Annotated in this window: 21 protein-coding genes; 14 read left to right on the forward strand and 7 right to left on the reverse strand. The window is 65.2% G+C overall.

Going from position 1 to position 24,959, the window contains the following annotated elements; translation table 11 throughout:
• Nucleotides 1-85 precede the first annotated feature (85 nt).
• The 3 genes from wecB to ACFRJ8_RS07565 form a co-directional block, all read right to left on the reverse strand.
• Entirely contained in the window at nt 86-1,162 is a 1,077-nt protein-coding gene (wecB, locus tag ACFRJ8_RS07555; RefSeq protein ID WP_377985491.1) for a non-hydrolyzing UDP-N-acetylglucosamine 2-epimerase, read from the reverse strand.
• A gap of 80 nt (nt 1,163-1,242) precedes the next feature.
• Nucleotides 1,243-3,249: a DUF6541 family protein gene (locus tag ACFRJ8_RS07560; RefSeq protein WP_377985492.1), complete on the reverse strand. Its 2,007-nt coding sequence runs from the start codon at nt 3,247-3,249 to the stop codon at nt 1,243-1,245.
• 106 nt (nt 3,250-3,355) lie between these two features.
• Nucleotides 3,356-4,504 carry a glycosyltransferase gene (locus ACFRJ8_RS07565; protein ID WP_377985493.1) on the reverse strand — a complete coding sequence of 383 codons (1,149 nt, stop codon included), beginning with the start codon at nt 4,502-4,504 and terminating at the stop codon, nt 3,356-3,358.
• A gap of 141 nt (nt 4,505-4,645) precedes the next feature.
• Here ACFRJ8_RS07565 and ACFRJ8_RS07570 point away from each other — a divergent pair, with 141 nt between their 5' ends.
• The gene (locus tag ACFRJ8_RS07570; RefSeq protein ID WP_377985494.1) at nt 4,646-5,644 is read left to right on the forward strand and encodes a hypothetical protein; all 999 of its coding nucleotides are present in this window, start codon (nt 4,646-4,648) and stop codon (nt 5,642-5,644) included.
• A gap of 92 nt (nt 5,645-5,736) precedes the next feature.
• Here ACFRJ8_RS07570 and ACFRJ8_RS07575 read toward each other — a convergent pair whose 3' ends face one another.
• Complete coding sequence (locus tag ACFRJ8_RS07575; protein WP_377985495.1) at nt 5,737-7,575, reverse strand: ABC transporter ATP-binding protein; 1,839 nt, start codon at nt 7,573-7,575, stop codon at nt 5,737-5,739.
• A gap of 161 nt (nt 7,576-7,736) precedes the next feature.
• On the opposite strand from ACFRJ8_RS07575, the gene ACFRJ8_RS07580 reads away from it, so the two are divergent.
• The 4 genes from ACFRJ8_RS07580 to ACFRJ8_RS07595 all read left to right on the forward strand — a co-directional run bounded on the left by ACFRJ8_RS07580 (nt 7,737) and on the right by ACFRJ8_RS07595 (nt 11,093).
• Nucleotides 7,737-8,375: a glycosyltransferase family 2 protein gene (locus ACFRJ8_RS07580; protein WP_377985496.1), complete on the forward strand. Its 639-nt coding sequence runs from the start codon at nt 7,737-7,739 to the stop codon at nt 8,373-8,375.
• A 4-nt stretch (nt 8,376-8,379) separates the two neighbouring features.
• The gene (locus ACFRJ8_RS07585; protein WP_377985497.1) at nt 8,380-8,778 is read left to right on the forward strand and encodes a DUF2304 domain-containing protein; all 399 of its coding nucleotides are present in this window, start codon (nt 8,380-8,382) and stop codon (nt 8,776-8,778) included.
• Nucleotides 8,775-9,866 (forward strand): acyltransferase, encoded by a 1,092-nt coding sequence (locus ACFRJ8_RS07590; RefSeq protein WP_377985498.1) that lies wholly within the window; start codon nt 8,775-8,777, stop codon nt 9,864-9,866. The genes ACFRJ8_RS07585 and ACFRJ8_RS07590 overlap by 4 nt, the downstream gene beginning before the upstream one ends.
• Nucleotides 9,867-9,947: 81 nt before the next feature.
• Complete coding sequence (locus ACFRJ8_RS07595) at nt 9,948-11,093, forward strand: glycosyltransferase family 1 protein (RefSeq protein ID WP_377985499.1); 1,146 nt, start codon at nt 9,948-9,950, stop codon at nt 11,091-11,093.
• Between the two features lie 107 nt (nt 11,094-11,200).
• On the opposite strand, the gene ACFRJ8_RS07600 is transcribed toward ACFRJ8_RS07595, so the two are convergent.
• Entirely contained in the window at nt 11,201-13,828 is a 2,628-nt protein-coding gene (locus tag ACFRJ8_RS07600; protein WP_377985500.1) for a GH25 family lysozyme, read from the reverse strand.
• A 250-nt stretch (nt 13,829-14,078) separates the two neighbouring features.
• Nucleotides 14,079-16,037, reverse strand: coding sequence for a GH25 family lysozyme (locus ACFRJ8_RS07605; protein ID WP_377985501.1), 1,959 nt, complete (start codon nt 16,035-16,037; stop codon nt 14,079-14,081).
• Between the two features lie 619 nt (nt 16,038-16,656).
• Between ACFRJ8_RS07605 and galE the strand changes: the two genes are divergently transcribed.
• Nucleotides 16,657-17,700 (forward strand): UDP-glucose 4-epimerase GalE, encoded by a 1,044-nt coding sequence (gene galE, locus ACFRJ8_RS07610; RefSeq protein WP_377985502.1) that lies wholly within the window; start codon nt 16,657-16,659, stop codon nt 17,698-17,700.
• A 108-nt stretch (nt 17,701-17,808) separates the two neighbouring features.
• Here the strand turns inward: galE and ACFRJ8_RS07615 are convergent, their stop codons facing one another.
• Nucleotides 17,809-18,681, reverse strand: coding sequence for a glycosyltransferase family 2 protein (locus tag ACFRJ8_RS07615; RefSeq protein WP_377985503.1), 873 nt, complete (start codon nt 18,679-18,681; stop codon nt 17,809-17,811).
• 187 nt (nt 18,682-18,868) lie between these two features.
• Between ACFRJ8_RS07615 and ACFRJ8_RS07620 the strand changes: the two genes are divergently transcribed.
• From ACFRJ8_RS07620 to prfB, 8 genes are all read left to right on the forward strand, one after another.
• Complete coding sequence (locus ACFRJ8_RS07620; RefSeq protein WP_377985504.1) at nt 18,869-20,092, forward strand: CpaF family protein; 1,224 nt, start codon at nt 18,869-18,871, stop codon at nt 20,090-20,092.
• The gene (locus tag ACFRJ8_RS07625; protein ID WP_377985505.1) at nt 20,092-20,946 is read left to right on the forward strand and encodes a type II secretion system F family protein; all 855 of its coding nucleotides are present in this window, start codon (nt 20,092-20,094) and stop codon (nt 20,944-20,946) included. Before ACFRJ8_RS07620 ends, ACFRJ8_RS07625 begins: the two co-directional genes overlap by 1 nt.
• Nucleotides 20,943-21,884, forward strand: a complete 942-nt coding sequence (locus ACFRJ8_RS07630; protein WP_377985506.1) for a type II secretion system F family protein — start codon at nt 20,943-20,945, stop codon at nt 21,882-21,884. The genes ACFRJ8_RS07625 and ACFRJ8_RS07630 overlap by 4 nt, the downstream gene beginning before the upstream one ends.
• Before the next feature lie 141 nt (nt 21,885-22,025).
• Entirely contained in the window at nt 22,026-22,244 is a 219-nt protein-coding gene (locus ACFRJ8_RS07635; RefSeq protein WP_377985593.1) for a hypothetical protein, read from the forward strand.
• Nucleotides 22,245-22,289: 45 nt separating this feature from the next.
• Complete coding sequence (locus ACFRJ8_RS07640) at nt 22,290-22,673, forward strand: TadE family protein (RefSeq protein ID WP_377985594.1); 384 nt, start codon at nt 22,290-22,292, stop codon at nt 22,671-22,673.
• Between the two features lie 82 nt (nt 22,674-22,755).
• Nucleotides 22,756-23,148, forward strand: coding sequence for a hypothetical protein (locus ACFRJ8_RS07645; protein ID WP_377985507.1), 393 nt, complete (start codon nt 22,756-22,758; stop codon nt 23,146-23,148).
• A 107-nt stretch (nt 23,149-23,255) separates the two neighbouring features.
• A complete protein-coding gene (locus tag ACFRJ8_RS07650; protein ID WP_377985508.1) occupies nt 23,256-23,669 on the forward strand; it encodes a pilus assembly protein TadG-related protein in 414 nt (137 codons plus the stop codon).
• Between the two features lie 140 nt (nt 23,670-23,809).
• Nucleotides 23,810-24,925, forward strand: coding sequence for a peptide chain release factor 2 (gene prfB / locus ACFRJ8_RS07655; protein WP_277522971.1), 1,116 nt, complete (start codon nt 23,810-23,812; stop codon nt 24,923-24,925).
• Nucleotides 24,926-24,959 lie beyond the last annotated feature (34 nt).

Raw genomic sequence — 24,959 nt, forward strand, 5'->3', positions numbered from 1 at the left:
CTGCTCTAGCCCTGCCGGAAAGCAGCAGGGGCGGCAACGGGCTTTTTTACTGCCCGTTCCCGCCCCGCATAGGCGCCTGCGCCCCTTACTTTGTGCCGGACTCCGCGTTGAAGTTCAGCAGCGCGTCCACGATCTTCTCGGCCGCGTGCCCGTCGCCGTACGGGGCCGCGTCCGTGGGTTCAGGTGCGGGCCGCTTCACTGTGTCGGCCAGGATGGAGAGGTCCTCGCTCACCAGGACGTTCCACCGCGATTCGAGGGTCTCAACCCACTCCGTCTCGGGACGGATCGTCGTGCACGGCACCCGCAGCAGGAATGCTTCCTTCTGCAGGCCTCCCGAGTCGGTGATGACGCCTGCACTGTTGAGTACGGCGTTGACCAGTTGCGGATAGGCCAGCGGCGGGCATACCCGGATGCTTCCCTGCTCCAGCGTCAGTCCGTGACGGTCTGCGAAACTGACCAGGCGCGGATGGGCGAGCAGGAGGACAGGGCGGTCCAGGGAGGCCAGGGACTCAAGGATGGACCGGAGGCGCGACGGCGAGTCCGTGTTGTCCGGCCGGTGGATCGTGCTGACGTAGTAACCCTGCGGGGCTACGTCGAGGGGGAGCGGCTCGTTCCGGCTCTCCAGCAGGGCGCGGACCTGGTACAGGACGTCGGTCATGACGTCGCCGACGAGGACCGTCTTGGCGGCGAGGCCCTCGTTGGCCAGGTGGTCGACGGCCACGCGGGTGGGGGCCAGCAGCAGGTCCGCGGCGTGGTCGGTCAGGACGCGGTTGTGTTCTTCCGGCATGCGCCGGTTGAAGGAACGCAGCCCCGCCTCAAGGTGGGCCAGCGGTATGTGCATCTTGACCGCGGCTATCGCAGCGGCCAAGGTGGAGTTCGTGTCGCCGTACACCAGCACGCAGTCTGGTTTGGCCTCTTCCAGGATCTCCTCGAGGCCTCCCAGCATGGCCCCGGTCTGTGCGCCGTGCTTGCCGGACCCCACGCCGAGGTTGAAGTCGGGAGCTGGGATACCCAGGTCACGGAAGAAGACATCGCTCATGAGTTCGTCGTAGTGCTGGCCGGTGTGGGCAATCAGGTGCTCCGCCCGGCCGGAGATGGCTGACGCGATCGGTGCGAGCTTTACAAACTGTGGTCTTGCGCCGACGACGCTGAGAATACGCATGCTCCCAGCTTAGGCGATGGCGGTGCCCGGCCACGGCGGGCTGTGATCCAGCGCACCGGCGGAGACCGCGTGCAGCATGGTCAGCAGGCGTTGACCTTGTACAGTTTGGCCGCGCCCTGGTGGTCCACGAGTTCCACCTTGGCGCCGGGGGTCGCCAGCACGTTGTCGAACGCGGGGTAGGCCTGGGCCTCCACGAAGTTGAGGATGTAGAAGCGGCCGAAGTCGAGAATGTAGCGGACATGCTCCTTCTCCGCGAGCTGGCAGGTTTCAGCTCCCTTTTGCGACGTCGTTAGGTCCATCGCAATCTTGCGAAGATCGGCGTCGGGACCCGGCGAAATATGGTACTGGGTGACGTGGCGGCCAGAAATGGCGTAGGCCAGCGGTCCACCGTTGAACGGGTTGACGCCGATAACGGCGTCCTTCGGAACGGTTGAATCGAGCCGGGACATCAGCGCGAATTCATCACTGGATACCGCCCAGCCCGGGACAAAGGAGTACGAGTTCTTGATCTTGGTGGATACGGCGGCCAGTCCGGGGCTGTGGACGCGATCCACCAGGGTGGAGAGAGCGAGCGCAAGGATCGCGGCTGCTGCGACTGCGTACAGGGCCCCAGATCCCCTGAACTCAGGGAGGCCAGGCCGCCGGCCGGAGGAGCGTTTGGCGGCGATGCGGCGGAGCCATCCCCTGACCGCGGACACGAGGCCGTCCGCACCCACGCTGGCAAGGACAATCATGAACAACGGCACCAAGGCCGCCAGCCGGTACGGGTCCTGGTACCAGCTGCCGATCGTGAAGTGCCGGAAGCGGCCCTGATACATGACGACGGCAACGACGTAGAGGGCAGCGGCAATGAGCGCGCAGGCAATAATCCAGCCACCTCTCCGCCGCCAGATGATGGTGAGGATGCCGACCAGGGCCGCCACCGAGGCGACCATTGTCTCGCCGCCGCCCAGGAGGGTGCCCGTGGCGACGTCGCCCACAGCCTGCTCCAGGGTCCGGCTGGGTTTCCAGCTGTCAAAGTCAAGGAGCAAGGCCTGCCAGACGACGAGGAAGGCCGCCGCCGAGGCCACACCCCAAAGGACTGTCAGGGCAATTGGCCGGAAACCTGCCTTGGCGCGGATGCGGGCACGCATCTGGGAGAACCACGCGGCGGCAATGAGCGGGACGGAGAACGCCAAGAGTGCCGTGACACCGTTGGGCTGGGAAAGGAACAGCGCCGCAACCGCGATGACCAGGAAGGACCAGAGGCTGAAGTCGTCCAGGAATCTTTCGCGTCCGACCCTGAACAACCCCACAAGGACGAGCAGCGCCAGGGGCAGCAAGCTGTAGGCAAGGGTGTTGGGGTAGAGCGGGCCCCACTGCAGCAACTGGAAGGGGAACATCCAGAAGCCGCCGCTCAGGGCACCGGCAACCACCAGCGGCAGGACGCGGGGCCCGACGATGCCCCGGACCAGCATGATGCAGGCGAAAGGCCACAGGAGCGCGCTCACAGCTACCACCACCGCGTTCTCGCTGACAAAGACGTCGTTGTTGGTCAGCTGGGCAACGAGGGCCGCCAGCGAATGCCAGACGGACGGGTAGATCGCGATCCCGGATTCCGGGCTGAGCATCCGGCCCAGCGTCAGGGACGAGGCGTTGCCGGTTTCGAGGATGTACCGGATCGCATTGAGGTGAAAAATGTTGTCGTACACCTGGGCGAAGTTTCCGGGCTGGCCGATGGCCGGCAGCAGGCGGTTGAATATGAGGGTAGAGCCAGCCACCATACCGCCCAGGATTGCCGCCCATTGGACGGCGGGCGCCACAGAGGCTGGCGCGACAGGGGAAACCCGTCCACTAAGGAATCGTCGAAGCAGGAATGCCACACCGGTGCAGATGGCTGTCACGAGCAGATAACTGAAGAGTCCCCAGCCCAGCCGGAACAGTCCTCCCACCACGCCTGCGAGCCCGATGAGTCCGCAGGAAGCCAGAGGGGACATTGCCGCTGAGGCGAAGCCCTTGGCACCCAGTGCCCTCGCGAGCACAAACCCGGGGAGAAACATCAAGAGTGCGGCCACGGCGATAGCGGGAAACGCCTGCCACCAGTTCATTAATGCTCCTGCTCGTCCGAATTATCGACTCGAGTCTAGCAAGCCAGGCTGATGATCTTGCGCCGGGGAGCCTCCGGCAGCCGCCACGATGGTGGCGCGGGCTCCGTTACCCAGGTGCTCCGGGCGGTGCCGTGAAAACGCCGGCCGCCGCCCGCAGTCTCTCGCTGACGTAGTGGCGGAGCGTCGAGTCGCGGGACAGTGAATCCTGCAGCCGTGGAGTGAGCAACGCCCCCTGGCGTCCGGACCCCCGATACTTGGCCACCAGGGCGCGCAGCTGCCGAAGCTCCCCGGCCGTTCCCGCGGCCCCGATGAGTTCGGCGTCACGGCGGCTGATACTTGGAATGGAACCGCCGGCAAAAGCCAGGACCCTGCCGGCAACGCCGCGCCAGTACAGGCTCTCCTCGGCATCCCACAGCGGGGCCTGGCCGGGGGAGTCGGGGGCGTCAGCGCGCCGGAGCAGGGCCCCGATGCCGTGCACCCTCAGAACCTTGTGCGCGATGGCGCGCCTTTCCGGCGTCGACGCCTGCCGCAGCCAGTCCGTATCAAGCAGGTGTTCCAGCCACGCGAACTCCTGCCTCAGCGGCCGGATGGAGCTCGTCACGCGGGCCGGACCGGAGTCATCTGTCTGACGGTACGCGGGCGCGCCGTATGGGTAGCAGATGGCACCGGAACGGAACCACAGCCGCAGCGTCGGTTCAATGTCTTCACCGGTCAGGATGCCCTCGGTGTAGCCAAACCCCAGGGCGAGCAGGCTCTCCCGGCGCAACAGCCCGTAGGGCACACTGCGGTAGGCCAGCCCGTCTCGGAGGGGGTGGAGGACCCGGGGCTTTGACGGTCGAATTCGTGGGGACGGGAGAATGCTGCCCGACGGCGTCCGTAACGGTGCGATCACCGCAGCGGCCGCATGCTTCTCGGCCACTTGCCACCACGACAGCAGCGAGCCGGGTTCCAGGTAGTCGTCCGAGTCAAGGAAGCTCAGGTAGGTCGCACTGCTGCGGCCCAGGGCGTAGTTGCGGGGGCCAGCCGGTGACGCCACGCCGTCGGTGTGGGCGAGATAGGTGACACCGGCGAGGCCGGAAGGGAACCCGGGCTGGGTCAGGCTGTCCGCCGGAAGATTGTGCAGCACCACCGTCACCTGCAGGTCGACACCGCGGGCGGCCAGCGCGGAGCGCTGCTCATTGACGGACGCTATCCCGCGCGCTACCGGCCGCGCGGGATCATGGACCGGGATGACGACTTCGATGCTTTGGCGCATGGACTAAGCACTCCTGAACGAGGTTATTTGGGGAGTCCCGCGATAACCTTACTGGGTGCAAAACGAAACTCGGGATTCCGTCCGCGGTGGCTCATATCTCCACGGGACGTCCCCCGCAGCCGTAGCAGCAAGGCAGCAGGGATGAGCGCCGATCCCCATGTCCTTCAATTCAACGACTGCGCGTTCGTGGCCCGGACCATGGTCCGGGCGGCCGGCCGGGCAGGCAAGACCTGGGACTATTTGCCGCCCGAACTCGTGCGCCCCCTGACACCTGCCCCGGCAAACCCGGTCCTGGCCCGGGCGCGCTTTGTTCCGTATGTCGCCCGAAGGGCCGCCAAATTATGGACGGCGGACGTCGTCCATGTCCACTACGCCACCAGCGCGCGGTTGCTCCGGGAACGCGGAATGCCGAGGCGTCCCTACGCCCTGACCCTGCACGGTACGGACATTCGCAAACAGTGGACCGATCCTGCCTTCCACGATGAGATCCAGCGTGCCATCGACGGTGCCGCGCACGTCTTCTACGCGAATAATGACACCACCGGCAACGCCTTGGCGGCACGGCCGGACGCAGAATTCCTGCCTGCCCTGGTTGACGCTGCCAGCCTCCCCGCCTGGCGGCCGGACGCCCGGCCGACCATTCTCTTTGTCTCGCGCTGGGACGAGGACAAGGGGGTGGAGCGGCAGTTGAGCCTGGCTCGTCGGCTCCGGAGCGCTGTCGGTCCGGAAGTGCGGATTCTCGGACTGAACTGGGGGCCCGGGGCCGGGCAGGCGGCTGAGGCCGGGGTGACGTTGCTGGAGCGCATGTCGCAAGAGGAATACCACCGCGTCATGGCCGGCGCGCATGTCGGCGTCGGCCAGGCCACGAACAATTTCGCCACCAGCGAGTTCGAGGCCCTCTGCATGGGCGTGCCGCTGGCCGCAGTGGGGACGCGTCTGGCGCGGCCGGACGACGGATCGACGCCCCCGGTTTTGCAGGGAACGGAGGACGAAGTGGTGGCGCAGGTCCTCGAAGCGCTCAAGGACCCGCAAGCTGCCGCGCGCACGTTGGGCGGGTCAACGTGGGCGCTGCCCAGATACGACGCGGCAGCGTACGTGGACCGTCTGGAGGATCTGTACCGGGGGATCGCAGCCGGGTAGGGAACTGTCCGGTGGGGAACAGGCCGCCCGCCGGTGGCGGGAGGAACCGGCGGAGAACGGGGCCCGGGAAATGCGGGCCTACCGGGGAATGCTTACAGCGCGCGGGCCTCCGGGCGCGCGGCTTCACCTGCGGCGGGGGCGCCGCCGTCCAGAGTGTGAAGACCCGCGAGAGCAGCCTGCTGGGCGAAGTCCGGATTGATGCGGATGACCTCGTCAAAAATTCCCTGCGACACGATGGTGCCGTCCTTCATGAAGCAGATCTGGTCATTGTGCCGGATCGTGGAGAGACGATGGGCCACCGAGATGACGGTGATCTCGCCGTGGAGTTCGCTGATCGCATTCGCGACGGCGGCTTCCGTGGACGTGTCCAGCGCACTGGTGGCCTCGTCGAGCACCAGGACCAGGGGGTCCATGTACAGGGCACGTGCGATACCCAGACGCTGGCGTTGTCCGCCCGACAGGGCCAGGCCCCGCTCGCCCACCCGGCCGTTGATTCCGCCCGCGCGGGTATTGACGGTGTCGAGGAGTTGGGCGCGTTCCAGCGCGCTCCGGACTTTGTCCTCGTCAATGTCACCGCCCCAGCTCAAGGCCACATTCTGGGCGACTGTGCCGTCGAAGATCGCCACGTCCTGGGGCACATAGCCCACCCGCTTGCGCCAATCCGCCAGCACGTCCTCGAGCGGAACGCCGTCGAGGGTCATGGTGCCTTTCGACGGGGTCAACAACCCCAGGAAGATATCGATGAGGGTGGACTTGCCAGCCCCCGATTGACCGACGATTCCCACAGACGAGCCGATGGGCAGGCTGAGGCTGATGTTGGTGACCGCCGGACTCTCTGCCCCCGGATAGGTGAATTCAACGTCCTTCAGTTCGAGCATTTTCGGCTCGCTGGTGATGGGGGTCTTGCCCAGCTTCTCGGCGTTTTCCCGGAAGACGGCCGCGTCCTTGATGTCCCGCATCACGATCTCGGTGTAGGGAAGAGTCGACTGGATCTGGGTTATCTGCCCTTGGACCGTGGTCAGTGCCGGCACCAGCTTGAAGCCAGCCAGGCCGAAGATCGCGACCGATGACATCGCAGTTTCGATGCCGCCGATCATGTAGCCCACCGCACCAATCAGCAGGAAACCGCCGATCAGGGCCATGTCGATCACAAACTTGGGGACCGAACTGATGAACCTGATATTCGACCGTGAACGGGCGGCACGTTCCCGGCTGTGCAGCACGATGCCGCCTACTTCTTCCGCCTTGTCGCGGAGGGTGATTTCCTTGAGGGCCGCGAGCATTTCAGACACCAGGGTGGACATGCGCTGTGCGGCGTCGCGGTTCACCTTTCCTGCCTCATACGACTTCTTCGAGAGCCACAAGTAAAGGAACGCCGCGATGATCCCGAGATAAAGGACGGTGGACAAGGCGGTCTGCCAGGATGCAGCCACGAGCACCACGAGGACCGATGCGAAAGTCAGCGCCTGGGCCGGCAGCGTGACAGCCGGGAACAGCACACCCGATACGGTGTTGGCGATTCCGACGTCGATCATCCGGACCAGCTCGGTGGTGGATCGCTTCATGCGCTCCGTCCACGGAGCACGGATGTAGCTCTGGAACAGAATGGAGCCAATCTCAAGTTCATAGTCGGCAAACCTGCGGGTGGACACCCACTGAAGCCAGATGCTGAGCACGGATTTCAGGATCATGACCAAGGCCGAGGAGACGAGAATCAAGAGACTCAACTCCTGGGTGACCGTTCCAATAACCGGCAGGGTCATGGTCCCGCCCTTGAGAATTTGGTTCAGGACCAAAGCAAAGACGCCCAGCGCCGCCGAATCGAGGAGCGAAAGGATCGCCGAGAGCACGCCAAAGAGGGTAAGGAACCGCCTGGCGTTATCGGGCAGAAGCGGCAGCAGCTCGCGCATCGTGCGGCGCAGTTGTTTCAAGGAGTACTCCAAAGCGGCGGGGAAGAATCCTTTCCATACTACGCGGGCTGCTACCTGGGCTCCTTTTACGGGCCCCGGTGGGCGCAGCGCCGGGACGCCCAATTCGGCGGTGGCGACTGTGGAATACTTGATGGGTGAGTCGCACTTGGATAGTCATACCTATGTACAACGAGGCCTCCGTCGTTGGCGGGGTTATCGACGGAATCCGCAAAGAGTTTCCGAATGTCGTGTGCGTCGATGACGGAAGCAGCGATGGCTCGCAGGATGTGGCCAGGCAGGCCGGCGCGATCGTCGTCCAGCACCCGGTCAACCTGGGCCAGGGTGCCGCACTGCAGACGGGTTTCGAGTATGCGCTGCAAGATCCTGAACTTGACTGCATCGTGACGTTCGACGCCGACGGCCAGCACCGGGTTGAGGACGCCAAAGCAATGGCTGACCGTGTGCGGACAGGCGAAGCCGACCTGGTTCTGGGCTCACGGTTCCTGGACGGCCGGACGAAACTTTCCCCGGCAAAGCGCCTGGTGCTGCGGACCGCTGCGGTCCAGTCCCGGCTGGCGACCGGAATGGCGCTGACCGACGCGCACAACGGGCTGCGCGCCATTGGACCGGACGTCGCCCGCAAGATCCACCTCACCCAGAACAGGATGGCGCACGCCTCCGAGTTGATCCATCAGGTCTCCGAGATCAAACCGCGCTGGGTGGAGCACCCTGTCGAGATCATCTACACCGATTACTCAAAGGCAAAAGGCCAGTCCTTGCTGAACTCCGTCAACATCATCGCTGACCTTCTGTTTAGGTGAGAAATTGCAGATCATAGTCCAAATAGTTCTCGTACTGGCGGTCATTGTCGTCTCCCTCGCGCTCATGCGGGGTGGATCCAATGCCCGGCACCTGGCCATCCGCCGGATCATGCTGGTGATTTTCGCGGTTGTGGCCGCGTTGTCGATTTTCTTCCCGGAACTGCTGACCATGCTCGCCCGTTCCCTGGGCATCGGCCGTGGCACAGACCTGGTCCTCTACGGGCTGATCGTCAGCTTCATGGTTTTCATGGCCACGACCTACCAGCGCTTCCGGCACATGGAGACCACGCTCACCCAACTTTCCCGGCGGATCGCCATTGACGAAACCCCCCGGCCCTGGCTCAAGGATGGGCAACAGTCCACGTCCACCTTGTTCTCGGAACGGATGCGGGAGGCCGAGTGACGGTTCTCAGGTCGCGCCCGGAAGATAGCGCGGCGGTCGCTTCGACCCGCGACTATTCTCTGGACATCCTGAGAATTCTTAGTATCTGTGGTGTCGTAGCGATCCACCTCTTTGCCTACGTCTTGGGGCACTCGGAGCCCCAGTCTCGCAACTGGTGGCTGGCCGCCGGCATGGATATCCCCTTTGTGTGGGTCGTGCCGGTTTTCGTGATGATCTCCGGCGCACTACTTTTGGCGCCTCAAAAGCAAGTCCAGGAGCCTCGATCGTTTTACCGCAAGCGGGCGGTGCGGCTCCTGCCGGCTCTCATCGTGTGGCACCTGGTCTATCTGGTTGGAGTCCGCTGGCTGATGCGCGGTGAAGACCTACCGCCTGCCAGGGTGGCTCAGCTGCTCCTTGACGGGTCCACCTTTAGCCAGCTGTATTTCCTTTGGTTGATTCTCGGGCTCTACGCGGTTGCTCCGCTCATCATGTCCTTCCTGCAGGGCGGGGGCCAGCGGCGGGCGCGGGCTCTTGCCGCCACCCTCTTAGCTGCCACGGCGCTCGTATATATGGTGCCTGGAATCGCGGCCTCTCTGGGCTTCGCCAGGCCGATCAGCCTGAACATCTTTACGTACTGGCTGCCCTATGTTGGCTATTTCGTGGCTGGCCGTGCGCTGCGGGACGTCAAGCTCAATGGCCGGTCCCTTTTCGCCGCCGTCGTGGTGGCACTTGGTGTGGCTGCGCTCTGTCTGTGGCAGTACGGACACCAGGCGCAGGCAGGACTGCTGAACGTGGTGTCTCCGGTCAGCTACCTCTCGCTGTCCGTCATGATGTTGGCCGCGGTGGTATTCCTTTCGGGCAAGTCCATTTTCAGCCGCCTCACGCCTTCACCCCGGACCGGGCGGATGCTGGTCACCCTCTCCGGAGCTTCGTTCGGCGTGTTCCTCGTGCACCTGCTGGTCTTCGAGGTCATCAGGCTCAACGTGCCGGCGGTCTTCGACGGCAGATCGATCTTGGTGGCTTTCGCAAGCTTCGCCGCTACCCTCGTCATAAGCTTTGCCGTCTCCGTCCTTGCAGCGCGGATTCCCTTTCTGCGGAACATTTTTTAGCGGCAGCCATTCACTCCCGCGGAGCTTGCGGGAGCCGGCCTGGCGTGAAGGGGTGGCTTCGCGGTCTGGAATGATGGAAGCATGACTGCCTTGCCCCGACTTCTCATCATTTCTTTTTCGCCGATCCGGTCTGACCCGCGCGTGCTCAAGCAGGTGGGTCTCTTCAGCGGGAAATATCACGTCATCACGTGCGGGTACGGGGCCGCGCCGGACGGCGTCGATGAGCATTTTGCCTTGTCGCCCGATGCCATCGGCTGGCCTTCGGACAAGATTGGGCTGCTGGGCCGCCGTTACCGTCGAGCCTACGACCAAATCCCCGCGGTCCAGCAGGCTCGGAAGCTGCTGGCGGGGATATCCGTTGATGTCGTTCTTGCCAATGATCTGAACACCCTGCCTTTGGCAGTGCAACTGGAGCCGAAGTACGGGGTCCACTCCGATCTCCATGAGTTTGCGCCGAAGGAAAAGGAAGCCGACCTCAAGTGGCGCCTGTTCGTCGCCCCCTATATGCGGTGGCTCTGCCGCACCTACCTGCCGCGGGCACGCTCGCTCACCACCGTTGCTTCGGGCATCGCGGCGCAGTACAACCTGGATTTCGGGGTGGATGTGGATGTGGTCACCAACGCGGCGCCCTTCACGGAGGGAGCGCCGCGGCCTGTCGGCGGGACCATTCGGCTGATCCATAACGGCGCTGGGCAGCGCTACCGGAAGCTGGAAAACCTCATTGAGGCGATGCGCAGCGCGCCGCTCGGCATTGAACTGGACATTTTCGTGATGCCCAACGAGCCGGATTACGTTGCCGAGCTGAAGAAGATGGCAGCTGACGTGCCTTCGGTTAAGTTTCGTGATCCCGTGCCATATGACGAACTCGTGCGAATCTCGAGCGAATATGACGTCTCGCTGGTGTTTCTCCCCCCGACGACATTCAACTTGAAGAATGCTTTGCCCAACAAGTTCTTCGAGGCGGTTCAGGCGCGTCTAGGAGTGATTGTGGGGCCCTCACCGTCGATGGTGCAAATCGTCAACGAGTACGGCTTTGGCACCGTCACCCCGGACTTCTCGCCGACGGCGCTGGCCGCAACGATCCGGTCATTGAATCCGGAGCAGATCATGGAGTGGAAGCTGGCGGCGGACCGCGCCGCCAAGCCGCTGGCAGCGGAATCCCAGCTGGGGATCTGGGAAGCAGCGATCCGCGCCCTGCTGCCCGCCTCCGATTCCGCGGTGTCCTGAGTCGTTGCTCCAGAAGAAAAAGCGGTCCAAGTTGGGAAAGAACTTGGACCGCTTCCTCTTTCCCACCCAAGACAGAACCAAGCAAGCAGCCGGCGGATAGGGGTTCCCTAGTAGGCGGATGTCGCCATGGAGACCGCGGTCGATGTCGGCAGCGTTCCTGCGGTGGTGCGGGTGCCCCACGTGCTTCCCGCGATAATAAGGTAGTAGGCCAGTTGGCCGTCCGTCAGGAGAGCCATGACACCCTTGGATCCGGCGCCCGCAAAACCAGCCGTACTCGAGAACTGCCGGAACGACTGCCATCCTGTGCCAACAGTCTTTCGGGTCTCGGAAATGAAGCCGCTCTGGCCATTGGAGCGGTAGAGCCGCATGGCGCCGAGTGAATTGACGGCGAGCAGATCCTGGTTGCCGTCGCTGTCGAAGTCGGTCATGGCAATCTTCAGCCCACCCCAGCCCACCCCAATTTTCACTGGAGCGCTGAGGGCTCGACCGGAAACATTGCCCCAGTAGTACAGGGCGCCGTCCGCTCCGTAGCCGACGAGTCCCGGATAGCTGCTCGCTTTCACCCAACGGCCGGTGACGAGAGTGGTCTGGGCGAAGCCAGCGCTGGCGAGGGTTACCGGGCCGGTGAATCCGCCGGTCTTGGCGCCGAAGTACACGCTCAAGGCACCCGAGGACCACTGTGCCAGCACATCGGGCACACCGTCCTTGTTCCAGTCGAGAACATGGAGGGCCTTAGCCTTAGACCACCCGCTGCCGATCTGATGCGGTGCGGCCAAACCGCCCACTCCATTTGCCGGGTGTGCCCATAGCTTGCCCGCGGTGTCCACCCGGACGATGTCGGATGCGGATTTAATAGACGGGGTACCTGCGGGTGACGGGCTTGGCGGGGTGGCCGGGACCTGGCTGTTGATGTTCTCGCCTCCGGCGATAAGGAAGCTCGCCCACCCCGATCCGATGATCGTGGACGCACCCCAGGTGGAGTTCCCAGGAACGGGATAGTATCGCAGGCTACCGTCACGGCTGCGGGCCATCATGCCTGTCGCCGCGTAGCCCTTGAACGAGAACGTGACCGTCAAGCTGGTCATCTGGTTCCAACCGGTCCCGACGGTTCGGGGCGATTCGGCGGCAAAGGCACCAGCGCCATTGGAGCGATACTGGCGCATGGTCCCGGCGGCGTCTTGGGCCAGGATATCTTCTTTGCCGTCACCGTCGAAGTCGACCATCGTCACGTTGAATTTGGCCCAGCCGGTGCCGATTTTGCTGGCCGTACCGAGGCCTCCACCAGAGCTGTTGCGCCAGAAGGTGAGATTGCCTGCGTCGTCCCGGGTGAGGACTTGAGGGAAGTAACTGTTGCTCAGCCAGTAGCCGATGGTGAGCTGGTAGGCGCCCCAACCGGAAGCCGCCAGTACGGGTCCTGCCAAAAAGCCGCCGGCAGCGACACCGAGGTAGACGTTGACTCGGCCCGATGTCCACTGAGCGACCACGTCGAGGACCCCGTCGGCATTCCAGTCGATAACGTTGATCGACCGCAGTCCGGTCCACCCTTGGCCGATCTTCTTCCGGGCACCAAAACTGCCTGTGCCGGTGGCCGGATAGTCCCACAGGGCGCCGCTGGCATCAGCGGCCACGACGTCGCCGGTTGACATGATCGACGGCTTCAGGACCACCCCGTCAGCAGTGGCTGCAAATTTCTGTAAGTTGGCGTAGGTTCCGTTCCAGGCGTTGGAGTCGCCGGCGAAGGGGCCCGTGCTGCTGTACTGCCAGACGCTGTAGGTTCCCCACCCGTTCGGCACATTGCCGATGTACGTCGAGTAGCGCGCCAGGTGAAGCGGCTGGTTCCCGAAGGCGCCGGAGTTGCCGGTGCACTTGGACCACCAGCCCGCGGTGGTGTAGATCATGGGCAGGCGGCCGGTTCGTGACAGTACGCGGTTGGAGAAGTCCTTGAGCCAGCCGACCATGGCGGCGGCGCTCATGTTGTAGCAGGTGTTGCCGAGAGTGCTGTACGGGTTGTATTCGATATCCAGCAGCGGCGGCAGGGTTTTCCCGTCGGGGCTCCAGCCGCCGCCGCTGTTGACGAAGTAGTCTGCCTGCGCCGCGCCAGTGGAGATGGATGGAAGCGCGAAGTGATAGGCGCCGCGGATGAGGCCGGCGTTCAGGGCACCGGAGTACTGGGAAGCAAACGCGGGGCTGCGGTAGGTGAGGCCTTCGGAGGCTTTCACGTACGCGAAACGGGCGCCCATCGAGTACTGGGCCGGCCAATTCACCGTTGGCTGGTAGCCGCTCACGTCCAGGCCTTGAATGCCGGGGGCCCGCCAGGTGCTTTCGATCTGCAGGGACTCCGCCGCGGCTGAAGGAGCGGCGGACCGCGGGGAGCCGGCCAGTTGGGATTTCAGACCCTGGCCCATGTACGCGCCGTTTGCTCCGATGGCGGCGTTGAGCGCCTTCATGTCAATGGTTCCCGGGGCGGTGCCCGTTGCTGCCGCCGTCGCCGTCGCCGCCGGCGTCGGGACCGGGCTGGGTGCCTGCGTGGATTCGGCCGTCGCCACACTGCTGGCTGTGGGTTTTTGGCCTGCGGACACGAAGGCCGTGGCAGTCGGTGAAGCCGACGGCCCGGGTTCGAGAGCCCAGGCCTGCGCTGGAAGGCTGAGCGCCGCAACCGCGGTGACCACCACGACTGCCACGGTCTTGAGCCGCAAAGTGCGTCGTATTGACAGGGTCGTCGTGTTCGGCTTCATGTGTCTCTCCGGAGCGCTAAACGTGCTCCGGGAAACACGCTGCCTAGTTCACCATGACCGGACATCCGCGAGTCGGAAGCCGATAAGTCAATTCGCTGGGTCCTGACGCCGAAACGATAGCACCGGATCCACTGTGATACCAGAGTGGCCGGTGGTGTCTCTGATCTAAAAGTGACGTGTGGGAATCAGCCGTCGATGGTCGGCTCCGGCGACTCTCGCCCCGAGCGGCACGCTGGCTTCTGGTACAGATTCACTTATAGGAAACTTTGATGCCCGCCGCATCTGTACGGCTAATGGTGCCGCCGCGGAAATTTTGCACGCAGCCGCCATTAGCGAGCCCGCAGATCTCGTTGGTGACGGGGTAGCCGAGTCTGCTTTTTTCGTAGCCCAAGGCGCCCCAAGTGGCACGGATGGCGCCCCAAGTGGCGTGGGCGCCGGTGGTGGGCGACCAGTGGACGGTACCGCCCTGGAAGCCTTGGTAGCAGCCGCCGCCGGTCAGGCCGCAGATCTCGTTGGTGATGGGGTAGCCGAGTTTGCTTTTTTCGTAGCCCAGGGCGCCCCAGGTGGCACGGATGCCGCCCCAGGTGGCGCGAGCGCCGGTGGCGGGCGACCAGTGGATGGTGCCGCCCCGGAACGTCTGGTAGCAGCCGCCGCCGGTCAGGCCACAGATCTCGTTGGTGACGGGGTAGCCGAGTTTGCCTTTTTCGTAGCCCAGGGCGCCCCAGGTGGCACGGATGCCGCCCCAGGTGGCGAAAGCGCGGGTGGCGGGCGACCAGTGCATGGTGCCGCCCTGGAACGTCTGGTAGCAGCCGCCGCCGGTCAGGCCGCAGATTTCCTTGCCGGTCGGGTAGCCGAGTTTGCTTTTCTCGGAGCCCAGGCCCGCCCAGGTGGCACGGATGCCGCCCCAGGTGGCGAAGGCGCCGGAAGCGGGCGACCAGTGGATAGTGCCGCCTTGGAAGCGCTGGTAGCAGCCGCCGCCGGTCAGGCCGCAGGTTTCCTTGCCGATCGGGTAGCCGAGTTTGCTTTTCTCAGAGCCCAGGCTTGCCCAGGTGGCACGGATGGCGCCCCAGGTGGCGGAGGCGCCGGTGGCCGGCGACCAGTGGATGGTGCCGCCTTGGAAGCGCTGGTAGCAGCCGCCGCCGGTCAGGCCGCAGATCTCGTTGGTGACGGGGTAGCCGAGTTTGCCGTTTTCGTAGCCCAGGGTGCCCCAGGTCGTGCCGATGGCGCCCCAGGTGGCGGAGGCGCCGGAGGCCGGCGACCAGTGGATGGTGCCGCCTTGGAAGCGCTGGTAGCAGCCACCGCCGGTCAGGCCGCAGATCTCGTTGCTCGTTGGGTACCCGAGTTTCCCGCCACCGCCCCCAGCTGCGGCCCATGCGGACGCTATTCCTCCGGTGACGCCGTATCCAGCCGCGTAACGCTTCAGGCCGGCGTAGTCTCCGTTCCAAACATTCGAGTCACCTGTGAACGGCCCCGTGCTGCTGTACTGCCAGATGCTGAAGTTGCTCCAACTTGAGGGTATGGGTCCGACGTTGTTCGAGGGGGCTAACGGGTAGGAGGCCACCCATAGCGGGTAGTCCCCGAACCCCGGTGCATCTGCCGTGCACTGCTTCCACCATGATGTGTTGGTGTAAATCACGGGCAAGCGTCCCGTTAGGGAGACCATGGTGTTCCCAAAGTCTCGCACCCAGGATGTCAGCTGGGCAGGAGACATGTCATAGCAGCTGTTTCCAAAGTAGAAGCCATTGATGGTGCGGCCGGCATAGGGGTTGAATTCAAAATCGAGTACCGGTGGCAGCGTGTAACCGTCCGCACTCCACCCGCCACCATTCTGAACGAAGTAGCGTGCTTGGTCCGCCCCTGAGGACCAATTGGGAATCGCGAAGTGGTAGGCGCCGCGGACCATCCCAATACTGCGGGAACCTTGATACTGGGAGGCGAAGGTCTCGCTTGAGAAATAGTTGCCTTCTGTTGCCTTGACATAGGCGAAACGAGCCCCCATGTCCCACTGCTGCTGCCAGTCGACCGAGGGTTGATGGCCGCTGACATCAAGACCCTGAATGCCGAACGTCGGCTTCCAGGTGTCTTCTGTTGCCACAGCTTCGGTGGTCAGGGACTTGCTGGCAGTGCCGGGACCTGCGGCAGCCGTCCCCGTCACGCGGGCCGATCGTTGCCCCATCTCGGCGCCGCCTGGGCCGATCGCCGCAGCCATTGCGGCCTTATCGCGTGTGCCGGTGCGTGCGGACGGATCCGGAGTCGGGGCAGTGGTGGTTGGTGCGGGAGCCGTCAGCGTCGTTGCCCGGCTGGTCGGCGTCGGCGTCGCGGTCGCCGACACCTTCGGCGTCGCAGCCGCAGCGGCTGTCGCAGCGGGTGTTGGCGTCGGGGTGGGCACGGAAGTAGGGGCCGACGTCGGCGTCGCGACTGTTGGGCTCGGTGGCTCGGCCGCTGTGGAGGGCGCTGCCAGTCCGGGACCGGCCAACAGCGAAACAAGCAACAATGCGCTCCCGGCGCGTCTGCCGAAATCATTGCTGTGGGGAAGGTGGGTTCGCTTCATGATCTGCTCCGGAACGATGGTGCGCTTCGCGAGCGCTGCATATTTGTCTCGGGTATGTTCGGATCCGAGAGGGAACCACCGAACGATGAGAATGTCTGACTTATCGCGCTCACCCTAGCACCGTCCTGATGTTGCTCATGTGGCGAGTGGGATCGAAGGTACCACTCGCGGCCTGAAATTAGTAGGCTCTCCGGGAGCCGTTCGGCTATCGGGGCGCTGGCTCGGCAGGCCCGGGTCGAGTTCGCAGTGGCCGCCCGATCCTTCTAAGCTGTCATGCATGAAGGTATTGGTTACCGGCGGCGCCGGCTACATCGGGTCCCACACAACGCTCTCCCTCCTTGAAGCGGGGCACGAGGTTGTGGTCCTCGACAACCTGCTGAATTCAAACCCGGAGTCCCTGCGCCGCGTGGAGCAGCTCACGGGCAAGATCGTGGACTTCCGGAAGGTCGACCTTCTTGACGGTCCCGGCGTGGACGCCGTTTTTGCCGAGGGCGGCTTCGAGGCAGTGATCCACTTCGCCGGGCTCAAGGCCGTGGGGGAGTCCGTCGAGAAACCCCTGATGTACTACCAGAACAATGTCGTCGGCACCCTCAACCTGTTGCACAGCATGGACGCCGCCGGGGTACGCCGCCTCGTCTTCAGCTCCTCCGCCACCGTCTACGGCGCCTCGGATGAAGTTCCCCTCATCGAGAAGGCGCCGCTGGATGCCACCAACCCCTACGGCCGCACCAAGGAACAGATCGAGGACATCCTCTCCGACCTGGCGGCCGCCGATCCCCGCTGGAGCATCGCCCTGCTGCGCTACTTCAACCCGGTTGGCGCCCACGAGTCCGGCCTGATCGGCGAGGACCCCACCGGCATCCCCAACAACCTGCTCCCGTTTGTGGCACAGGTGGCCGTGGGGCGCCGCGAAAAAGTGATGGTGTTCGGCAACGACTACCCGACGCCGGATGGCACCGGAGTGCGGGACTACATCCACGTGATGGACCTTGCCGCAGGCCACCTGGCCGCCCTGGGCTACCTCAGCAACAGAGCAGGGGTGTTCCGCTGGAACCTTGGCACCGGCCGGGGCTCCTCGGTGCTCGAAGTCATCGCGGCGTTCGGCACGGCGGCCGGGCACCCGGTGCCCTACGAATTCGCGCCCCGCCGTCCCGGCGACGCCGCCGTCAGCTACGCCGACCCTTCGGCCGCCTTGGCGGATCTGGGCTGGTCCGCGCACCGCAGCCTGGCACAGATGTGCGAGGACCACTGGCGCTGGCAAAGCAGGAACCCCCAGGGCTACGCCGCGGTTGCCGAGACCGCCGGCGTCCAGGCCGACTAGGCTTCCGCCCCCCTGGTCAGACGCGGTAGCTGGCTGTCAGCCGCGCCTCGTCAGAGGCGGTAGCCTTCCGCCACGCTCGTCAGAGGCGTCAGCCTTCCGCCAATCTGGTCAGACGCGGTAGATGGCTGTCAGCCGCGCCTCGACGCCGCGCCGGTCGCTCTCGCCAAGCCGGCTTGCCGCCTCCATCATGCAACGGACGAACTCGGCAATGTCCGGGTCCTCCGGGTACGGCTTTCCCGCCGCCGGCCGGTTGTACAGGATGGTGGCGGCGGATCCGTGGAACCCGAGCCGGTCCGCGGCCAGCTTGCTGAACGATTCCGCGAGGATCTTGTCGCCGTTCTCGTCCGACCAGGCCCGGGTCTGGCTCAGCTGGGTCTGGTGGCGGCGGTAGGCAATGGTTGGCAGCCGCGGGATGCGGCGCATGCGCAGACCTGCCGTCGCGGCACGAAGCCACAGGTCGTAGTCCTCTGCCGGGGTGGCCTGGTACCCGCCGAGCGATTCCAGGGCGGCGCGGGAGGCGTACATCGTCGGGTTCATCAGCACGTTTGTCAGCAGCAGATGCAGCGGCATGGCCTCAGCGGAAATCCCCGGCTCGAAGCGTGGCCTGAACGGGACATTCTTGGCGTTGATCATGAGGGCCTGCGAGAAGACCATGTCCACGCTCTCGAGGGCGCGGCGCTGGACGGCGAACCTCCATGGCAGGCAGATATCGTCGCCGTCGATGCGGGCGACGTGTTCGCCGCTTGCGTGCGAGAGCAGGGCGGTCGAAGCAGCAGCCACACCCGCTGACTGCTCATTGCGGAAGACCTTGAGCCGCTTGTCACCCAAGCTGGCGAGGAAGGCCTCGGTGCCGTCGGTGCTGCCGTCGTCCAGAACAAGCAGTTCGGAGTCCCGCGGCATCGCGCGCAGGGTGCTGGCAACGGTTGACTTCAGGTAGGGCATCCCGTCCTTGACAGGGATCAGCACGCTCAGCTGTGGCACTTGCGACCTTTCTTTTGGCTAGTGTCCGAGTCTAGTCGAGCGGGCTGAGGCGGGTGATGCTGGTCCGCTGCCGCGGACTTATCCACAAGCGGCGTTTGACGCCCTTGTCGGAACGCCTCGCCTCCTCTAGCTTTAACCCCAGTTGCACTGCCCCAGGGGGAGGGGTAGCGGTCATGTGGGGGGCACCGTGGAAGCTGTGCGCATCGTCGAAGACGAAGTCCGTGAGTTGATCCGTCGCCGTGGCCTGGATCCGCTGCGGCAGGGCGGCGAAGTGCGCCGCCTCGTGGAGGAGGCGATCAGCGACTACGACGAGCGGGCGCTGCTCGCGCCGCTGCCGCCCATCGGCCCGCTGGAGCAGGCCCGGAGATTCGTCTTCGACGCTGTGGCGGGGTTTGGCGCGCTTCAGCCGCTTCTGGACGATCCGGGCATCGAGGAAATCTGGCTCAATGCGCCGAATGAGATCTACGTGGCGCGCGACGGCGAATCGGAACTGACGTCCGTGTCGCTGACGGATCGGCAGGTCCGTGACCTCGTGGAGCGGATGCTCAAGAGCTCCGGCCGGCGGCTGGACATGTCCTCCCCGTTCGTGGATGCGGCCCTCCCCGACGGGTCCCGCCTCCATGTGGTGATTCCGGATGTCACCCGGCGTCACTGGGCCATCAATATCCGCAAGTTCGTGGTGAAGGCCAGCCGGCTGGAACACCTGGTGGAGCTGGGAACGCTGACCCCGCAGGCGGCCAGGTTCCTCGGCGCGGCCGTCGCGAGCGGCCTCAACATCCTGGTCTCTGGCGCCACCCAGGCAGGCAAAACCACAATGCTCAACTGCCTCGCCGCGAGCATCGGCACCCGCGAGCGAGTCATCACCGTGGAGGAAATCTTCGAGCTGCAGCTTCCGCTTCGCGACGTCGTCGGTCTACAGTGCCGGCAGCCGAACCTGGAGGGGCAAGGGCAGATTCCACTGCGCCGGCTGGTCAAGGAGGCCTTACGGATGCGGCCCGACCGGCTGGTGGTCGGGGAGGTTCGGGAGGCCGAGAGCCTGGACATGCTCATTGCTTTGAATTCCGGACTGCCGGGGATGTGCACCGTGCACGCCAACTCCGCCCACGATGCCGTGACAAAGATCTGCACTCTGCCTTTGCTCGCCGGCGACAACATCTCCAGTGCGTTCGTAGTTCCCACCGTCGCTTCCTGCATCGATCTGGTGGTCCATTGCAGCAGGCACGCCAACGGGCGCCGGCAGGTCACCGAGATCCTGTCACTGGGCCGCCGGGTGGAAAACGGGATCATCGAATCCTCCATGGTCTTCACGATGTCGGACGGGCAGCTTCTGCCCAAGGCCAACTCCATGCCCGCCGCGGAAAAGTTTGCCCGTTCGGGGTACGACGTCGCGGCGCTGCTGGAGCAGCGCTGATGGCGCCGCTCCTGGGGATGCTGGGTGGAGCCGGCCTCCTGCTGATCTGGTGGTCCGCGTGGGAGAAGCCGGCGGGCGTGCAGCGCAAGTCCCGGACCAGTCGGCTTGAGGACCTCCTGCGGTCGGCGGGCATCGAAAAAGTCAGCGCGGCGGGGCTGCTCGCCTCGTGCCTCGGGGTCGGGACATTCACAACCCTGGGATTCTTCGCAGTTACCGGCTCGTGGCCCATCGCGGGATGCTTTGGCCTGTTTGGCGGCTGGCTGCCGATGGCGATGGTCCGATGGCGTGCAAGAAAGCGCACGGCCGTCCTCCGCCAGCTCTGGCCCGACGTCGTTGATCATCTGCGCTCAGCCATCAGGGCCGGCCTGTCACTCCCGGAGGCTCTCATCCAGCTTGGCGACAAGGGCCCGGTGGAGCTTCGCCACGTTTTTGTGGACTTCGGCTCCGACTACCGGTCGGGAGGTCAATTCGATCCCTCGCTCACCCGGCTCAAAGACCGGCTGGCCGATCCCGTGGCGGATCGGATCGTCGAGGCCCTCCGGCTCACCCGCGAGGTGGGCGGCTCGGACCTCGGGCGGCTGTTGGGCACCCTCGCGGAGTTCCTGCGGGAGAACGCTCGGACCCGGAGCGAACTGGAAGCACGGCAATCCTGGACCGTCAACGCCGCCCGTTTGGCCGTTGCTGCGCCCTGGATTGTCCTGGTGTTGCTGGCCAGCCGTCCTGAGGCTGTGATGGCGTACAACACCCCGGTTGGCGCTGCGGTTCTTCTGGGCGGCCTCGCGATCTCCCTGGTGTCCTACGCCGTCATGCTGCGAATCGGTGCGCTGCCGGAAGAGCAGCGGGTCCTCCGATGACGGGGTTGATGGCGGGCGCCACGCTGTGCGGGGCCGTGCTCGGGGCAGGTCTCTGGCTGTTCCTCGTCCGGCTTCCCTTCATGCGCCCGACGACGTTCGTCGAACGTATCGGCCCGCAGTTGAGGACCCACAACCTGGAATCCCGGCTCCTGCGCGCGGCCCCGAGGAACCTCACGCCGTTTGGGCCGCTGGAACGAATCCTCCGCCCTGCGATCCAGGACGGTGTCAGGTCCCTGGGCCGGATGAACCTTGGCTCCACGGCATTGAACCGCCGACTGGCGCGTGCCGGCAGCGCCAAGACAGCAGTGGATTTCCGGGCTGAGCAGCTCCTCTGGGCGGCTGGCGGCTTCATCCTCGCCGTGGGCGTTGTGGCGCTCGCCGGCTCGATCGGCCGCTTCAGCCCGTTCGTCGCGGTCGTGGCCGTCGTGGGAAGCGCCGTCGGCGGGTTCCTGCTCCGGGACTACCTGTTGGGCGCGCACATCAAGAAACGGGAGACGCGGATGATGGCGGAGTTTCCCAGCATCGCCGAACTCATGGCCCTGGCGGTCAGCGCCGGAGAGAGCGCCACCGGTGCGCTGGACAGGGTCTGCCGGAGCGCCCAGGGTGAGCTGTCACAGGAATTTTCCCGTGTCCTCGCCGAGACCAGATCCGGCAAACCGCTCGTGGAGGCCCTCCACGAGTTCTCGGCCAGGACCAATCAGGGGCAGCTGGTCCGTTTCGTTGACGGAATGATCGTCGCTGTCGAGCGCGGAACGCCCCTTGCCGACGTCCTCCGGGCGCAGGCGCAGGATGTCAGGGACACCGCCAAGAGGGAGCTCATGGAGTCCGCGGGCAAGAAGGAAATCGGCATGATGGTGCCGCTCGTCTTCGGGGTCCTCCCGCTTACCGTCATCTTCGCGGTCTTCCCCGGCCTGGCAGCAATCAGTCTCGGGCTTTAGGAGCCGCAAGTGAAGCGTCACGAAATCTCAGATCCGGACAATCAGAACCCGGGATGACAGAAATCCATGAACCAAAACCAGGAAAGAGGACACGTGAAGAACTTCGGAACTCGGGTGGCGTTGGTAGCCTGCGCGCTCAGCATGTTGACTAGGTGGTCTGCTGCGCCGTGGTCCGCTGCGCCGCGACCGCGGTGGGGGGACCACCCTGAAGGGGGAGCCGATAATCCCCAGCGAGGGGACGTCCCCGGCTGGGTGATGATCACATTGATGTCCGCAGTCCTCGTGGCTGCCTTGCTGGCCCTCGCCGGGCCTGCGCTTGAGGGACTCTTCAACCAGGCCATGGACAAGGTCGGACAGTAGCCGGTGGCAGCCCAGGGCGAGGGGAACAGGCGTCACAGCAAGACCCTGCAGCGCGGCAACGACGCTGAGCGCGGCGCCGCCGTTGTGGACTTCGTGCTGATCGGCGCGTTGCTCACCTTGCTCTTCCTCGCGATCGTCCAGCTCACGCTGGTCCTTCACGTCCGGAACACCCTGATCGACGCCGCCGCCTCGGGCGCCCGATACGGCACGCTGGCCGACCGCAATGACGGGGATGCCAGGGACCGGACGGTCCAGCTGATCACGGCGGCGCTCAACTCCGAGTTCGCGCGGGACGTGGCCACCAGCGAATCGACGTACCAGGGCATCCGCACCCTGGAGGTGACAGTCCGCGCACCCTTGCCGGTCATCGGCTTCATCGGTCCCCGGGCCCTCTTGGAAGTGAAGGGCCATGCGGCCATCCAGCCCTGAACGGTCACGGGCACGGTTACGTCCCGACCCTGCCCTCCCCATTGTCGACGACGCCGGCAGTTCGCCGGAGCAGGGGAGCGCCGTGGTCGAGTTCGTCTTCCTGTCGGTGCTGCTGATGGTGCCGCTGGTGTACTTCATCATCACGGTGGGCCAGATCCAGGGCGGTTCCTTCGCGGTGGTCGGCGCCGCTGACCAGGCCGCCAAGGTTTACGTTGCCCAACCGGACGCGGCAAGCGGCCGGGCCGCTGCCGAGCAAGCCGTGTTGCTGGCGCTCGCCGACTACGGCCAGCCGGCGGAAAACGCCAGTTTCGACACCCGCTGCGAGCCGGCCGACTGCCTGGCTCCCGGCTCGGCGGTGACGGTCACCGTCCATCTCACGGTGCCCTTGCCGTTCGTGCCGTTCAGCGAAGCACTTCATCTGAACGCGAGCCAGCTCAGCGCATCGGCAACCCAGCTGGTGGGAAGGTTCCGGTGACAATCCCTGCCGGTGCATCCCGGCACCCAGGACCGCGACACCCAGGACCGCGACACCCGAAGCCCGAGCCCGGACACCAGCCCCGATGCCACCGGCAAGAGGGCCAGGTGCTGGTGCTGAGCATCGGCTTCATTCTGATTGCCCTGCTGGTCGCGACCGTCGTGGTGGCCGCCTCCAGCGTCTACCTCGAGCACAAGAAACTGCTCTCCCTCGCGGACGGCGCCTCCGTGGCCGCCGCGGACAGCTTCACCCTCGGCCAGCTTGGCAACGCCGGCGGCACACCGACCGCCGTTCTCAGCGGGGCCAGGGTGCGCAGCGCCGCCGTCGACTATCTGGGCCGCAACGGCGCGTTCGGCCGCATCAGCGGCCTGGCCGTGGCGCCGTCCACGGGCAGCCCGGACGGTGCCACCGCCGTCGTGGTCCTGAGTGCCGCCGTCCACCCGCCGGTGGTGAACTTCCTGGTGCCGGACGGCATCCGGATCGAGGCGACGTCGACGGCGCGGTCCCGGCTCAGCCGCTGAACTGCCCCCTCCACTCCTGTTGCCCTATCACTTTGGGTTGCCAAACAGGCCTTTTGGCAACCCAAAGTGATAGGTCAACGGGCTGTAGGGCAAGCGGGCGGGTCAGGGGGCTAGGACACATAGCGTAGGCTTAAAAAACCATGGCAAACATTGATTTTCCCGCTGAAATCCGCGCACTGCGGGCCACCTATGCGTCCATCGAGAACGTCTCGAACGTCGAGGCGCTCAAGGAAGACATCGCCGAGCTCAGCGAGCGGGCCGGTGAACCCAATCTGTGGGACGACCCCGCCGCGGCACAGGTCATCACCTCGAAGCTCTCGCACAAGCAGACCGAGCTCGAGCGGCTCAACAAGCTGGCGTCCCGGATCGACGACCTCGAGGTCCTCGTGGAACTCGGCCAGGACGAGGACGACGCCGACTCCATGGGCGAAGCCGCCGCGGAACTCGAGTCAGTCCGCAAGTCACTGGCCGAGCTCGAGGTGGTCACCCTGCTCTCCGGCGAGTTCGACGAGCGCGAAGCCGTGGTGACCATCCGTGCCGGCGCAGGCGGGGTAGACGCGGCGGACTTCGCCGAAATGCTGCTGCGGATGTACCTGCGCTGGGCCGAGCGCCACGGCTACCCGACCACCATCATGGATACCTCCTACGCCGAAGAAGCCGGGCTGAAGTCCGCGACCTTCGAGGTCAAGGCGCCGTACGCCTTCGGCACGCTCAGCGTCGAGGCCGGCACCCACCGCCTGGTCCGGATCAGCCCGTTCGACAACCAGGGCCGGCGCCAGACCTCCTTCGCCGCCGTGGAAGTGATCCCGCTGATCGAGCAGACGGACTCCATCGACATCCCGGACAACGAGATCCGCGTGGACGTATTCCGGTCCTCCGGCCCCGGCGGCCAGTCCGTCAACACCACGGACTCCGCCGTGCGCCTGACCCACATCCCCACCGGCACCGTGGTGTCCATGCAGAACGAGAAATCGCAGCTGCAGAACCGCGCCGCCGCCCTGCGCGTGCTGCAGTCCCGCCTCCTGCTGCTGAAGAAGGAGCAGGAGAACGCCGAGAAGAAGGCGTTCGCCGGGGACGTCAAGGCCTCGTGGGGCGACCAGATGCGCTCCTACGTCCTGAACCCGTACCAGATGGTCAAAGATCTCCGCACCGAGTACGAGGTCGGCAACACCTCGGCCGTGTTCGACGGCGAAATCGACGACTTCATCGACGCCGGCATCCGCTGGCGGACGGACAACCGCAACGCCGAGAAGTAGGCGCCGGGCTGCCACTGGCGTCCCGGCTGGGAGG

This window comes from Arthrobacter sp. NPDC056886, from assembly GCF_042788715.1.
Classification (GTDB): domain Bacteria; phylum Actinomycetota; class Actinomycetes; order Actinomycetales; family Micrococcaceae; genus Arthrobacter.

Bases quoted from the DNA above. Each gene is read 5' to 3' on its own strand.
- ACFRJ8_RS07625 (WP_377985505.1), top strand. From the start codon at position 20,092: ATGGCGCCGCTCCTGGGGATGCTGGGTGGAGCCGGCCTCCTGCTGATC.
- ACFRJ8_RS07570 (WP_377985494.1), top strand. From the start codon at position 4,646: ATGAGCGCCGATCCCCATGTCCTTCAATTCAACGACTGCGCGTTCGTG.
- wecB (WP_377985491.1), bottom strand. From the start codon at position 1,162: ATGCGTATTCTCAGCGTCGTCGGCGCAAGACCACAGTTTGTAAAGCTC.
- ACFRJ8_RS07605 (WP_377985501.1), bottom strand. From the start codon at position 16,037: ATGGCTGCGGCGATCGGCCCAGGCGGCGCCGAGATGGGGCAACGATCG.
- galE (WP_377985502.1), top strand. From the start codon at position 16,657: ATGAAGGTATTGGTTACCGGCGGCGCCGGCTACATCGGGTCCCACACA.
- ACFRJ8_RS07635 (WP_377985593.1), top strand. From the start codon at position 22,026: ATGTTGACTAGGTGGTCTGCTGCGCCGTGGTCCGCTGCGCCGCGACCG.
- ACFRJ8_RS07630 (WP_377985506.1), top strand. From the start codon at position 20,943: ATGACGGGGTTGATGGCGGGCGCCACGCTGTGCGGGGCCGTGCTCGGG.
- ACFRJ8_RS07560 (WP_377985492.1), bottom strand. From the start codon at position 3,249: ATGAACTGGTGGCAGGCGTTTCCCGCTATCGCCGTGGCCGCACTCTTG.
- ACFRJ8_RS07595 (WP_377985499.1), top strand. From the start codon at position 9,948: ATGACTGCCTTGCCCCGACTTCTCATCATTTCTTTTTCGCCGATCCGG.
- ACFRJ8_RS07580 (WP_377985496.1), top strand. From the start codon at position 7,737: ATGTACAACGAGGCCTCCGTCGTTGGCGGGGTTATCGACGGAATCCGC.
- prfB (WP_277522971.1), top strand. From the start codon at position 23,810: ATGGCAAACATTGATTTTCCCGCTGAAATCCGCGCACTGCGGGCCACC.
- ACFRJ8_RS07600 (WP_377985500.1), bottom strand. From the start codon at position 13,828: ATGAAGCCGAACACGACGACCCTGTCAATACGACGCACTTTGCGGCTC.
- ACFRJ8_RS07565 (WP_377985493.1), bottom strand. From the start codon at position 4,504: ATGCGCCAAAGCATCGAAGTCGTCATCCCGGTCCATGATCCCGCGCGG.